Annotated in this window: 10 protein-coding genes; 8 read left to right on the plus strand and 2 right to left on the minus strand. The window is 73.7% G+C overall.

The window, feature by feature from the left end; translation table 11 throughout:
* Positions 1-17 precede the first annotated feature (17 nt).
* From ACIPUC_RS15200 to ACIPUC_RS15225, 6 genes are read left to right on the plus strand one after another with little or no spacing between them, the layout of a single operon-like run.
* On the plus strand, positions 18-371 hold the full coding sequence (locus ACIPUC_RS15200; protein ID WP_446589752.1) for an acyl carrier protein: 354 nt from the start codon (positions 18-20) through the stop codon (positions 369-371).
* Positions 371-3,337 carry a type I polyketide synthase gene (locus tag ACIPUC_RS15205; protein WP_446589754.1) on the plus strand — a complete coding sequence of 989 codons (2,967 nt, stop codon included), beginning with the start codon at positions 371-373 and terminating at the stop codon, positions 3,335-3,337. Before ACIPUC_RS15200 ends, ACIPUC_RS15205 begins: the two co-directional genes overlap by 1 nt.
* On the plus strand, positions 3,334-4,353 hold the full coding sequence (locus ACIPUC_RS15210) for a 3-oxoacyl-ACP synthase III family protein (RefSeq protein WP_446589755.1): 1,020 nt from the start codon (positions 3,334-3,336) through the stop codon (positions 4,351-4,353). Before ACIPUC_RS15205 ends, ACIPUC_RS15210 begins: the two co-directional genes overlap by 4 nt.
* Positions 4,354-4,360: 7 nt before the next feature.
* Positions 4,361-6,298, plus strand: a complete 1,938-nt coding sequence (locus tag ACIPUC_RS15215) for an HAD-IIIC family phosphatase (protein WP_446589756.1) — start codon at positions 4,361-4,363, stop codon at positions 6,296-6,298.
* Positions 6,285-6,521, plus strand: a complete 237-nt coding sequence (locus ACIPUC_RS15220; RefSeq protein WP_215149912.1) for a phosphopantetheine-binding protein — start codon at positions 6,285-6,287, stop codon at positions 6,519-6,521. The genes ACIPUC_RS15215 and ACIPUC_RS15220 overlap by 14 nt, the downstream gene beginning before the upstream one ends.
* Positions 6,518-7,372: a 4'-phosphopantetheinyl transferase family protein gene (locus tag ACIPUC_RS15225; protein WP_446589757.1), complete on the plus strand. Its 855-nt coding sequence runs from the start codon at positions 6,518-6,520 to the stop codon at positions 7,370-7,372. Before ACIPUC_RS15220 ends, ACIPUC_RS15225 begins: the two co-directional genes overlap by 4 nt.
* A gap of 15 nt (positions 7,373-7,387) precedes the next feature.
* Here ACIPUC_RS15225 and ACIPUC_RS15230 read toward each other — a convergent pair whose 3' ends face one another.
* Positions 7,388-8,428 carry a LuxR C-terminal-related transcriptional regulator gene (locus tag ACIPUC_RS15230; protein WP_446589758.1) on the minus strand — a complete coding sequence of 347 codons (1,041 nt, stop codon included), beginning with the start codon at positions 8,426-8,428 and terminating at the stop codon, positions 7,388-7,390.
* A gap of 411 nt (positions 8,429-8,839) precedes the next feature.
* Complete coding sequence (locus tag ACIPUC_RS15235; RefSeq protein ID WP_446589759.1) at positions 8,840-9,568, minus strand: 4'-phosphopantetheinyl transferase family protein; 729 nt, start codon at positions 9,566-9,568, stop codon at positions 8,840-8,842.
* Positions 9,569-9,876: 308 nt separating this feature from the next.
* On the opposite strand from ACIPUC_RS15235, the gene ACIPUC_RS15240 reads away from it, so the two are divergent.
* The gene (locus tag ACIPUC_RS15240) at positions 9,877-10,704 is read left to right on the plus strand and encodes a metallophosphoesterase family protein (protein WP_446590423.1); all 828 of its coding nucleotides are present in this window, start codon (positions 9,877-9,879) and stop codon (positions 10,702-10,704) included.
* A 146-nt stretch (positions 10,705-10,850) separates the two neighbouring features.
* Positions 10,851-13,562, plus strand: a complete 2,712-nt coding sequence (locus ACIPUC_RS15245; protein WP_446589760.1) for an AAA family ATPase — start codon at positions 10,851-10,853, stop codon at positions 13,560-13,562.
* Positions 13,563-13,714: the final 152 nt, after the last annotated feature.

A 13,714-nucleotide genomic window follows, 5' to 3' on the forward strand; every position in this document is an offset into this window, starting at 1 on the left:
ACCGAAGGAGCCCCACGATGACCGTTCCCACCGGTCGGCACACCGCGAACACGGCGACCACCGCGGCCGAGGCCGGCGCCGAGGGCGCAGTGCCGCACGCCTGGCTGTCGGCCCGGCTCTCCGTCTACCTGCGCCGGCCTGCCGAGACCATCGACCCCACCGTGCCGCTCGCCGAGTACGGCATGGACTCGGTGGCGGCGCTGAGCCTGTGCGGGGACCTGGAGGAGGAGTTCGGGCTCGAGGTGGAGCCGACGCTGCTGTGGGACCACCCGACCGTGGCGAGCCTGGTCCGCCACCTGTCGGCCGCCCTGGCCGCCGTCGCGCCCGCCGCTGCCCCCACCGCACCCACCGCACCGGCGGACCAGCGCTGATGGGGGACATCGCCATCGTCGGCATCGACTGCGCGTTCCCCGGGGCGGCCGGCGTGCAGGCGTACTGGGACCTGCTGATGCGGGGCGGGACCGGCACCGGTCCGGTGCCCGCCCAGCGCTGGGAGGCGCACGACTTCCCCGCCGTCAGCGGCCGCGGTGGATTCCTCGACGACGTCGATGTCTTCGACAGTGACTTCTTCTCCGTCACCCCGCGCGAGGCCGCCGCGATGGACCCGCACCAGCGGCTGCTGCTGCCCTGCGCCTGGCGCGCCCTCGAGGACTCCGGCCGCGCCCCCGGAGCCCTCGCGGGCACCGAGACCGGGGTGTTCATCGGCATGATGGGCGGCGAGTGGGGCCGCCTCACCATGAGCGACCTCGCGCAGGTCACCCCGCTGCTCGGCGCCGGCAGCAGCGCCGGGATGGCGGCCAACCGGATCTCCTACCACTTCAACCTCACCGGACCCAGCCTGGCGGTCGACACGGCCTGTTCCTCCTCGCTCGTCGCCGTCCACCTCGCCGCCACCTCCCTGCTCGCCGGGGAGTGCGACACCGCCCTGGCCGGCGGGGCGAACATCGTGCTCTCGCCGTCCATGGGCATGGTCTACGGACAACTCGGCCTGGCCGCCCAGGACGGCCGCTGCAAACCCTTCAGCGCCGACGCCGACGGGATCGGGCGCAGCGACGGCGTGGGCCTGGTGGTCCTGCGCCGGCTCGACGACGCCCTCGCCGACGGACAGCGGATCTACGCCGTGCTGCGCGGCAGCGCCGTCAACCAGGACGGCCGCAGCAACGGGGTCATCGCCCCCAACCGCTGGTCGCAGGAGCGGGTGCTGAACTCCGCGTACCGGCGTGCCGGTATCACCCCGGACCGCGTCGCGTTCCTGGAGGCGCACGGCACCGGCACCGTACTCGGCGACGCGATCGAGTGCGCGGCGCTGGGCGCGGTGCACGGCATCGCACGCGACGCCCCCTGCGCGCTCGGCTCCGTCAAGGGCAACCTGGGCCACACCGAGGGCGCGGCGGGCATCGCCGGGCTCATCAAGACCGCCCTCGCCCTGCACCACCGCATCGTCCCCGCCAGCCTCTTCGCCGAGCGCGAGAACCCGAGGCTGCGGCTCGGCGAACGGGGCCTGCGGCTCCTGAAGTCCCCCTTGCGGCTGCCGCGCGGGGAGAGCCTCGCCGGGGTGAGCAGCTTCGGCATGGGCGGCACCAACGCCCACGCCGTCCTGGGCTCGGCGCCCCGGCGGACCCGGCGAACCGCGCCGGCTGCCGCCGGGGCCCGTACCGGCACCGCCCGCGGGGCCGTCGGCGTGTTCACCGTCAGCGGCGACACTCCCGAGGCGCTGCGCCGCAACCTCGCAGGGCAGGCGGAGGCGGTCGCCAGGCGGCCGCGCGGCGGCGCCGCCGCCCTCTGCTGGAGCAGCAACCGCGTCAAGACCGGCCTGCCGCACCGGTTCGCGGTCACCGTCCGCGACACCGACGAGCTCGTCGGGGAACTGCGCCGGGCGGCCGACCGGGATCCGGCCGCGAGCACCGGGCGCCCGTGGGGCAGGCCCGTCGTCGCCTTCCTCTTCACCGGCCAGGGCAGCGAGTTCCCGGGCATGACGGCGGGGCTGCACCGCGAGTCGGCGGCCTACCGCCGCCATCTCGCCGAGGCCGACGAGGTCCTCGCCGCACCCCTGGGCACCTCGGTGCGCGAGCTGATCCTGAGCGGCGACGAACGGGTGCACCGCCCCGAGTTCGCGCAGCCCGCCCTGTTCGCCGTCGGCTACGCCCTGGCCCGCACCCTCGCGGTGCTCGGGATCACTCCGGCCGCCGTCCTCGGCCACAGCCTGGGCGAGTACGCGGCGGCCGTCACCGCGGGCGCCCTCGACCTGGACGAAGCCGCCCGCCTGGTGGTCCGGCGCGGCGCGCTGACGGGCGAACTGCCCCCCGGCGGCGGCATGATCGCCGCGGCCGCCGGTGCCGAGGAGCTCGCCGAGGTCCTCGCGGGGGAGCCGGACGCCGTCGTGGCCGCGCTGAACGGCCCCGCGGACACCGTGCTCTCCGGGCCCCGGGCCGCACTGGCCAGGATCGGCGAGGAGCTCACCGGCCGCGGCGTACGGGTCAGGGAGCTGCCCGTCCCGTACGCGTTCCACTCGCCCCTGATGGCCCCGGCCGCCGCGAAGCTGCGTACCGAGGCGGTGCGGTGTGCGCCGCCCGCGGTGCCGGTGGCCTCGACCCGGTACGGCCGGCTGCTGCACCACGACCCCCGACCAGCCATGGACGCCGACTACTGGGCGGACCAGATCGAGGAGCCCGTGCTCATGGACACCGCGCTGAGAGCGCTCGTCTCGGACATCGCCCCCACCCATCTCATCGAGATCGGCCCGCGCACCCAGCTCCTCCCGCTCGCCGCCCGGGGCGGGCGGGCACCGGGGGCCGAGTTGCTGCACCCCGCGCCGGGCCCCGGGGCGACCGGCCGCGACCTCGCCGAGACCGTCGCCGCCCTGCACCGCTGCGGACTCGATCCGCAGTGGGAGGAGCTGTACGCACCCGGGCACCGGGTCGTCGAGCCGATGAGCCCGTACGTCTTCTCCTCCGCGCAGCGGTACTGGGACCGGCGCACGCCGCTGCCGGCGGCGGCGACGGCTGCGGAGACGGCGCCGGAGACGGCTCCGGCAGGGGAGCGGCCGCCGGAGCGGCAGGCCCCCGGGGCCGCGCCCGCCGGCGATCCGGTGCTGCTCGCGGTGGTCCAGGCGGTCACCGAGGTCGGCGGGTACCCGCCGGAGCGCGTGGTGGGCGAGGCCCGCTTCCACGAGGACCTCGGCTTCGACTCCGTGATGATCATGCAGCTCAAGAACCGGGTGGAGGCCCGGCTGCCGCACGTCGGCGACGTGTCCGTGCAGCAGATGCTGCCCGCGCTGCGCTCGGTCGGCTCGCTCGCCGCGTTCCTCGGCGACCTGATCGCGGCGAGGTCGGCGTGAGGGGGCGCGCCGCCTACCTGGCGGCCGCCGGAACCGCCCTGCCCGGGGACCCGGTGGACAACACCGCGCTCGGCCGGCTGCTGGGGGTGAGCGAGGAGTGGATCGACCTGTTCGTCGGCACCCGGACCCGGCACTTCGGCTGGGACCCGGAGACCGGCGAGGTCCGCGGTTCCCTGGCCGACCTGTGCGCCGAGGCCGGCGCGCAGGCCCTGGACGCCTCCGGGCTCGACCCCGCCGACATGGAGTTCCTGGTCCTCGCGACCGCGACCCCCGACCTGCTCCTGCCCACCACCGCGAGCGAGGTCGCCGACCGGCTGGGCCTCGGCCACCTGCCGGTCTTCCAGCTCCAGTCGGGCTGCTCGGGAGCGGTCCAGGCCCTCGACCTCGGCCGCACCCTGATCCTCGGCGGCCGCCGGGCCGGGCTGATCATCGGCGGTGACGTCACCCACCGGTTCCTGTCGCCCCGGCGGGACACCGCCCGGATGGCCACCGAGGAGCTGGTCAACCACGTCCTGTTCGGCGACGGAGCCGGAGCCGCCGTGCTCACCGACGAGCCCGAGGGCGAGCGGGTGGCCGTACGGGCGGTGCTGAACTCCTGGACCGGACAGGGCCGACCGCCCGGGCAGCTGCTGGACTGGTACGGGACCACCGACCGGCACTCCGGGCGGCGGATGCTGGCCGAGGACTACAAGGCGATCGAGGAGCACGTCCCGTCGATCACCGTGGAGATCCTCTGGGAGCTGCTCGGCGGACTCGGCTGGGACCTCGAGGACGTCGGCTACCTGCTGCCGCCCCAGCTCTCCGAGCGGATGACCGGGCGCATTCTGGAGCGGCTGCCGGTCACCTCCGCACAGGAGGTCTCCTGCGTCTCCGAGACCGGCAACACGGGCAACGCACTGCCGTTCCTGCAACTCGACCGGCTGTTCCCGAAGTTCACCACGGGGGAGCGCGCACTCGCCCTGTGCGTGGAGTCCAGCCGGTGGATCAGAGCCGGGTTCGCCCTGGAGAAGGTGTGAGGCGTCGATGACGACGGGACCGACCGGGACGACCGGACCGACGGGGCTCGACCGGCTGCGCGAACTCCGTGCGCTGGGCCTGCTGGAGAAGGCGTACGACGAGGTGCCGGCGCTGCTCGCGGCGGACGAGGGCCGGCCGGCGGGCGCGGGAGGCGCCGGCGGTGCGGCCGCCGCCGGGCGACTGCTCGCCGGGCTCGACCCCGATGCCGTGCTGGCCCGCCATCCGCGGACCCCCGTCGTGACGGTGGCGGTGACCGGCGAGTCCACGGTGGGGCAGGTCGTCGACCCGCTCAGGGGCGAACTGGCCCGCCACGGACTGCTGTTGCGCGCCGTCCTCGGCGAGCACGGCACCTACCTGCGCGACCTGACCGAGCCGGACGGCGAACTGTGCTCGGCCGAACCGGACCTGACGCTGTGCCTGCTCGACGCCGAGACCCTGTTCGCCCGGATCCCCGAGGTGTGGGGACCCGAGGACGTGGCGGCGGCGGGGGAGGAGGCACTGAACCGGTGCGCCGCGCTGGCGGCCGCGGCCGGCAGCGGAACCCTGGTGCTCAACACCGTCCCGCTGCCGCGCACCTACAGCCACCGGCTCCTCGACCACCGCTCCCGGGCCCTCCTCGGCGCGGTGTGGCGGGAGTTCAACGCCCGGCTGCTGCGGCTCACCGAGTCGGCCCCCCGCCTCGTGGTGATCGACCTGGAACCCCTGATCGGCGAGGGCGGGCCGGTCACCGACCCGCGCCTGGCCCGCTACGCCAAGGTGCAGCTCGGCGCGGAGCTCCTGGCGGCGTACGCCCGCGAGGTCGGCCACCTGGCCCGGGCGGTGCGCGGCATGACCCGCAAGTGCCTGGTGCTCGACCTCGACGACACCCTGTGGGACGGGGTGCTCGGCGAGCGGGGAGCCGACGGGATCGCGGCGGCCGGCACACTGCGCGGGGAGGCGTTCGGAGCCTTCCAGAAGTGCGTCAAGCAGCTCGGCTCCCAGGGCGTGCTCCTCGCCGTGAGCAGCAAGAACGACGAGGACCTCGTCCTCGGGGCACTGCGCGGCCATCCCGATCTCGTGCTGCGCGAGGAGGACTTCGTACGGATCAACGCCAACTGGGAGCCCAAGGACGGCAACCTCGCGGACATCGCGGACCGGCTGGACCTCGCCGCCGACGCCCTCGTCTTCGCCGACGACTCGCCGGCCGAGCGGGCCCGGGTGCGTTCCGGCCTGCCCGGGGTGGCCGTCGTACCGCTCGACGCGGAGCCCGCGCTGCACGTGACCCGGCTGCTCGCGGACGGCTGGTTCGACACCCTGCGGCTGACCGACGAGGACCGGGCCAGGACCGGCGAGTACCACCGCCAGCGCGAACGCCGGGCCCTGCACGAGAGGGCGGGCTCGCACCAGGAGTTCCTGCGCGACCTCGGCGTGCGCCTCGACATCGGCCCGCCCCGGCCCCACGAGTTCGCGCGCCTGTCCCAACTGACCTTGCGCACCAACCAGTTCAACCTCACCGGCGGCGGACACCAGGAGTCCGAGCTCGTCGCGCTGGCCGCCGCCCCGGACCGGCACCTGCTGCTGGCCGCCCGATCCTCGGACCGGTTCGGCGACAACGGCCTGGTCGGAGCGGTGCTGGGGACCTTCACCGACGGGGCGCTGCACCTGGACAACATGTGGCTCAGCTGCCGGGTGCTCGCCCGCGGCATCGAACAGGCCTGCCTCGCCGTGCTGCTGGCCCGGGCCCGCGCGCTCGGGCTGTCCGCGGTGACGGCCCGCTACGCGCCCACCGCGCGCAACCACCGGGTCCGCGACCTCTACCCGTCCTGCGGCTTCACCCGGGTCCGGCCCGGCGCGGCCGGGGAGGCTGTGGAGTTCCACCACGACCTGGCACGGGTGCCGGACGTACCCGGACACGTGCGCGTCACCGAATCCCTGGGGGGAAGGCCGGCCGATGAGCCTCGATAGCCTCGACACGTTCCTGCGGACGGTCCGCGACGACCTGGGCCTGGACCTCGACGTCCCCGCGGGCGCGGACACCGCGCTGGCGGACCTCCCCGGGTGGGACTCGCTCAACCTGCTGCGCCTGGTGGCCCTCCTTGAGGAGTCCGGCCACCGGGTGCCGGTGCACCGCCTGCTGGAGGCGCGCAGCTTCCGGGACGTCCACACGCTCGTGAAGGAGTACGGATGACCGCCCCGGGCAGCCCCACGCTCGGCCCGCCCCTCGGTGAGCCCGTCGCCGTGGTCCCGGGAGGTGATTCGTGGGACCGGGTCAGGGAGGACCTCGCCACCCACGGGACGGCGCTGGTCTACGCCTGGCTCAAGGACCTGGAGCCCGTCCTGCCGACCGGCGACGGGCTGCGCGAGCTGCTCGGCCGCGACTGGACGCGCTTCCTCGACCTGACGCACGCCGACGTGCGCGGCCGCTACATCGCCTCCCGGATGCTCCTGAAGTACGCGGCGGGCGCCGTGCTGGCCAGCGAACCCGCGGACCTGGAACTGGCCTACGGCCCCACCGGCCGCCCGTACCTGCGCGGCTGCGACCAGATCGACATCAGCCTGAGCCACACCGAGGACCTGCTGCTCGTCGGGCTGACCACCTGCGGGCTCATCGGGGTGGACGCGGAGCGCGCCGACCGCGAGATGTACGGCAGCGGCCTGGGCCGGCACATCTGTACGCCCTACGAGCTGATCCTGCTGTCCGGGATGCCGGAGGAGGAGCGCAACGGCGCCCTCGTACGGCTGTGGACCCTCAAGGAGGCCTACAGCAAGGCGATCGGGCAGGGCATGCAGTTCCGTTTCACCGAGTTCGGCTTCGGTCCGGACGGCAGGCCGGTGCGGGTCCAGCGCCCGGACGGGACGGCGGGCACCGGAGACGAGTGGATCTTCCGGACGTTCCCGCTGGCGGACGGGTACGTCGTGAGCGCCGCCGTCTACGACGCGGGCTTCGGCCGGCTCCAGGACGCCCACGTGACGACGATGCTCGACCAGGACTGCGTGGACGCGATCACGGAGGCGCTGGGCGGGGGTCCCGGCCGGTGACCGGCACCGCCGGGATCAGGGGGGAGGCGCCGCGGCCGGGCCGCCGGAGAGCAGTTCCTGGCGTGCGGCGTTGTAGCCCGCCTGGAAGCGGCTGGTGGCCTCCAGCTCCTCGGTGATCTCGGCGATGTGGCGGCGGCAGGTGCGCACCGACATGCCGAGCCGGCGGGCGACCATCTCGTCCTTGTAGCCCTTGGTCATCAGCCGGATGATCGACCACTTGAGCTCGTCGGAGGAGGCGGGGGTCCGTTGGGATTCCACGACGTACGGAGACGCGCCGTCCCACAGGTACTCGAAGACCGAGCACAGGAATGCCACGAGCGTGGGCTCGCGGACGATGGCTGCTCCGGGCGAGGTGTCGTGGGCGGATCTCTCCGGCAGGAACGCCACCTCGCGGTCGTAGATGATCAGCCGGTCGATGACCTCGTCGGCGGTCCGGATCTCCGCGCCCTGGAGGCTGACCTCGCGGACGTACGAGCGGGTGGGCAGGTCGTTGCGGGCGGTGTGCTGGTAGATGGTCCGGATCCGGACCCCGCGCTCCAGCGTGGACAGCGCCGATTCCCTTGCGTGCGCCAGGAGTTCGGGCGGGCGGGCACCTCCGGGCTGGACGGTGAGCATCTCGCTCTTGCAGTTCTGGGTGAGGTGGTTGAGCATCGCCTGGATCCGGGTGACATCGGTGATGATGTCGAAGGCCTCGAGCCGGTTGCGCAGCCGTCGCCCCTCGAAGTACAGGGGCGTCAGGGACAGCAGCTTCGCCCGGACGTCGGTGACCGCCTGCTGCAGTTCCCGGATGTGCCGCTCCGCGGGTGCGACCAGGGAGGCGGCGGCCACGTCGGGTGTGACGGGGGTCAGTTCGGACGGATGGCCCGGCATGGACTGCAGGAGGCGGACCCCGCGCAGTACTTTCTCCACCCGCGCGATCTCCTCGGGTGCCAGGCCCAGTTGTTCGGCGATCTTCTCGTGCACGAAGCGCCCGCACTCCACGGCGAGTCCGTATGCCGCGGCGCTGATGTCGTCCAGCTCGGCGAACCCCGAATCCGAGCCCTCCCCTTGGAACATACCAGCCCCCACTGATCGATGTAATTGCTGCCACGTAACTTTACGCCAGCGTGCGGCTCTTGGCGCGAATGATCGATATCCAGCACTCTATTCGCATCACCGAGACACCAAAGCCGGAAAAATCGGGCGAAGGTGCAGGCGTAGGAAATCTCGATCTTCGACTGGGGGCGTCGTGAGGGCAATTTCCGGTAAATTCTCTTCGATTTACTTGACTGTACTGACGGGTATGGTCATGGCCGTTATGGGGGTGCAGTTCATGTCGGGTGCTCTGCCGGGCACGCCGGGTCGGTCCGCCGCGTCCGGCGGGCTGCACGTGTCCGTGCAGGTGTCATCCGTGCAGGTGTCTCTCACCACTCCCGAGGACGACCAGTGGGGATGAGACGGAGGCGGGCATCCCGCTGGTGACCTCGTTCAGCAAGCGCTCCCCGCACGGCAGATGGGGGGAGCGCTTCGCGCTGCCGGGGCCCCGGGCGGCGCCGGCCGCGCGGCAGGCACCGCTATGGCGCTCAGCAGTACCCCGTCGCCCGCCGACCAGCGGCCGCTGAACGTCGTGGGTCCGGCGGGCGAGAGCCGGGCGGGCTCCGGCAGCAGCCGGGCGCGGAACGTCTCCTGCTCCGCGTCGACGGTGACCAGGGCGTCCGTGAAGTCGAGCTCCTGGCCGGTGAGCGGGAACCACGTCTTGTAGACCGCCTCCTTCATGCTGAAGAGCAGCCGGTCCCACGCGATCTCCGGTACCGCCCGCGCCAGCTCCCGGGTCCGGCGCAGCTCCTGGGGCAGCGTGATCGACTCCAGCACCCCCTCCGGCAGCGGGGTGTTCGGCTCCGCGTCGATGCCCAGCGCCGCGAACTGCGAGGACCGGGCGAGCGCCACCCCCCGGTAGCTCGCGCAGTGCGTCATGGACCCCACGACCGAGGGACCCCACTGCGGGACACCGCGCCGGCCCGGCACCACGGGAGTCGGCGGCACGCCCAGCGCCCCCATCGCACGGCGGGCGCACCACCGTACGGTCCCGAACTCCTGGCGCCGCTTGGGCACGGCATTGCGGATCAGGAACTCCTCCTCGGGGAAGAGGAAGACGTCCTCCGGATCGGCGGTGGACTCGGCGGTGGCGACATCCGATGGCAGGAGCTTCGTGAGCACGGCATTCCCTCGGGTCGAAGCGTCGGTCTGACAGCTCCCACGCTGCCGCCGCCGCCGCGCCCCGGCCAGGAACGAGGCACCCGCCGGCCCCGACCGGCCCCCGGACACCGGGATTCCTCCCAGGGCGCTGCCATCCGCCGCCCCGCCGGACGGCCGGCTGCCGGGGTGCTGGCAGTGCCGCCGCCGGCCTTGCCATCCGCCTGTCATGCCGCGCTGTCCCGCCCCCGCCACGTCAACTGAGGGGACGAACAGGGGTGTCCACCGCAAGATCTTCCGATCATCCTCACCGAATGCCGCACGGAAACCTCATGGGCATCAGTGATCTCCACGTCGCATTCCCGGAGAACCGCCGGATCGTCGAGGAGCTGTATCCGGACGGCCCCGACGACTGGCTCGTGGTGGCCGGCGACGTGGGCGAGTCACCCGACGATCTCCGGTGGGTGCTCGGCCTGCTCACCCGGCGCTACGCCACCGTGGTCTGGGCGCCCGGGAACCACGAGCTTTGGACCCTGCGCGACGATCCTGTGCCTTTGCGCGGAGAAGCGCGTTACCGGCACCTCGTCGAGATCTGCCGCTCCTTCGGCGTGCACACTCCGGAAGACCCCTATCCGGTCTGGTCGGGACCGGCCGGCCCGCTCGTCGTGGCCCCCCTCTTCCTGCTGTACGACTACAGCTTCCGCACGCCCCGTACGGCCAGCCGGGAGGAGGCGCTGGAGCGGGCCTACGCGGCGGGCGTCGTGTGCACCGACGAGTTCATGCTGCACCCCGACCCCCATCCGTCCCGCGAGGCCTGGTGCCGGGCCCGGGTCGCCGCCACCGAGCAGCGCCTGGCAGCCTGCGACCCCGACCTGCGCACGGTGCTCGTCAACCACTTCCCGCTGGTGGAGGCCCCCACCCGGATCCTGCGGCACCCCGAGTTCGCCCAGTGGTGCGGCACCGGGCTCACCGCCGACTGGCACACCCGGTTCCGGGCCGCGGCCGTGGTCTACGGCCACCTGCACATCCCGCGGACCACGTGGTACGACGGCGTCCGCTTCGAGGAGGTGTCGGTGGGCTACCCGCGCGAGCGGCGCACCCGGGGCCACCGGCGGGACGTCCCGCGGCTGATCTTTCCCGGCGCCGGCCGCGGGGATTGATGCCTGGCAACTTCCGGACACCGTGGGGCGGGTATTTCGAGCCTATACTGATCTTGTATTCCGGCTCAAGTGGTGCTCGACCATCTCTCTTTCTGATTCGCATTCCCTTCCGGAACGCGCGGAAAAAGGGGACACAGGGGGATCCTATGGTGTTGTTCCGGCGTGCCGAGGAATTGTCTCTGTCACATGCCCTGCTCGACGGCTGCACAGAAGGAAATGCCGGACTGCTATTAATCGAAGGTGCCGTCGGGTGTGGAAAGAGTGAATTCCTCGAAACCGTCGCCGCCCGGGCCGAGGACCGGGGAGCCACCGTCCTGCGGGCCATGGGCACCGCGGCCGAACGGGGCCATGCGCTGGGCATCCTGCGCCAGTTGGCGGCCGACGCCCCGCCCGGGACCCTGTCGGCCCCGCCCTCACCCGCAGAGGCCGGGCGGGTCGAGGCCATGCAGGTGTTCGCCGCCGCCGTCCGCGAACTGAGCGCCGCCGCACCGGTGGTGATCTGCGTCGACGACCTGCACCACGTCGACGAGCTGTCCAGCCGCTACCTGCTGCACCTCGCACGCGGCAGCCGGCAGGCCAGGGTCCTGCTGGCGCTCACCGAGTCCGTGCACGAACGCGCCGTGGACCCGCTGCTGCGCACCGAACTGCTCCGCCTGCCCCACTTCGTACGGCTGCCCCTCGAACGCTTCGCCCCCGAGGCCGTCCGCGCCATGCTGCCGGACCGCACCGAGGCGGAGACCGCGCAGCTGTACCGGGCCAGCGGCGGAAACCCGCTGCTCCTGCGGTCCCTGCTGCAGGATTCGCGGCACCGCCCCGGCGAGGCCTACACCCAGGCGGTGCTCGCCTGCCTGCACCGCTGCGGGGCGGCCACCCCCCAACTGGCCGAGGCCGTCGCCGTACTCGACGGCCTGGCGAGCGCCGCGCACCTCGCGCGCCTCACCGGCGCCGCCGAATCCGCCGCCGTCCGGGCCCTCGCCGCCCTCGACACCGCCGGCCTGCTCGCCCCCGAGGGCGGGCACGGATTCCGGCATCCGGCCGCGCGGGCCGCCGTACTCGACCGCATGGACCCGGCCGCCCGGGCCGCCCTGCACCGGGAAGCCGCCCTGCTGGCCCGCGCCTCGGGCGCGCCCGACACGGAGGTCGCCGCCCAGCTCCTGGCCGCACGGCACACCGGCGAGGAATGGGCCCTGCCCGTCCTGCGCTCCGCCGCGGACCAGTACGTCGCCGACGGAGCCCTCGCCGAAGCCGCCGACGTCCTTCAACTCGCCCGCGAGGCCTGCCCGGACGACGCACCCCGCGCCGAACTCGCCATCAGGCTCTGCGCCATCGCCGGACGCACCGACCCGGCGACCGCCGAGCGCCACCTCCTCGAACCGCTGGCCGCCCTGGCCGCGGGCAAGCTCGGCCCGCACAGCATGGGCCCGCTGGCCCGGGTGCTGGCCGCCCAGGGCCGGATCGACGAATCCGCCGACGCACTGGAACGCCTGGCGGCCACTGGAGGACGCCACCCGGGCGCGGAGCGCCGGCACGGGGACATCCCCGGGGACGATCCGCTCGACGGCCTCTCCGCCTTCCCGCAGTGGGCCGCCTCCACGCGCCGCGGCACTCCGGCCGAGGCCGGACCGCCCCCGGCCGGCCGCGCGGCCCGGACCCCCGTCCACCCGGCGGCCCTCTGGGCACTCCCCGTGGAGGCCGAGGAGGGCGCGGCCGCACACGCCGCCGAACTGTTCCTGCGCGGCGCCACGCTGGCCGAAGGCACCGTGGAGCCGGTGGTCCAGGCCCTGCGCACCCTGCTCTACCTGGACGGCGCCGCCAGGGCGCTGCCCTGGTGCGAGGTCTTCGTCCGGCAGGCCGCGGGGCGCGGGGCCACCGGCTGGCAGGCCGTGTTCGGCGGACTGCTCGCCGAGGCGCGGATGCGCCTGGGCGACCTGACGGGAGCCGCCGGGACGGCGGAGGAGATCCTGCGGGCGGTCCCCGCCCACGGCAGCAGCGTCCTGCTCAGCGGGATCGCCGGCACGCTGGTGCGCGCCCGTACGGCCATGGGGCGGCCCGAGGCGGCGGCGGCCGTCCTGAGCCGTCCCGCCCCCGCCGCACTGACCGGCAGCATCCACGGTCTCGGATACCTCCGGGCCCGCGGCCACTACGCACTGGCGACGAGCCGCTTCCACGCGGCCCTGGGCGACTTCCTGGACATCGGCCGGCACATGCGGCGCTGGGGCCTGGACCGGCCGCGGCTCCTGCCCTGGCGCACCGACGCCGCGGAAGCCCTGCTCAAGCTCGGCGAGGCCCGCCAGGCCGAACGGTTCCTCGCGGACCAGCTCACCACCCGGGACGCCGCCGACCCCTGGGTGCGCGGCATGACGCTGCGGCTGAGGGCGTCGCTGCGCGAGCCCAAGGAGCGGCAGGCGATGCTCGCCAAGGCCGTGGACGACCTGCACCGCTCCGGTGACCAGTACGAACTGGCGCGCGCGATGGGCGACTTCGGACAGGTACTGCGCGAGATCGGCGAACCGGCCCGCGCCGCCATGGTCAACCGCCGGGCCTGGCACGTCGCCAGGGAGTGCGGAGCCGAGGCCCTGTGCGTGAAGATCCTGCCCGGCCACACCGGGGACACCGCCGCCACCGCGGAGCCCGCCGAGACCCCGCACGCCGAACTCGTCGCCAGCCTCAGCGAGTCGGAAAAGCGCGTGGCCCTGCTCGCGGTGCACGGGCACACCAACCGCGAGATCGCCCAGAAGCTCTACATCACCGTGAGCACGGTGGAGCAGCACCTGACGCGCGTCTACCGCAAGCTGGAGATCCCCGGCCGGCAGGCGCTCCCGGTCGACTTCCACCTGGGGGTCGCCGAGTTCGTGTGAGGCGACGCGGAGGCACGTCCCGGACGCGGGGCGGCGTAGCAAGGTCATGGCAAGATGGCGCCGGCCCCGCCCTCCCCTGGCAGACAACTGCCGCACCCGACCCCCGTCGCTCCCGCAATCCCTCCCCGCGCGTTCTCCCGATGGTCCCCCGC

This window comes from Streptomyces sp. LARHCF249 (genome assembly GCF_052871255.1).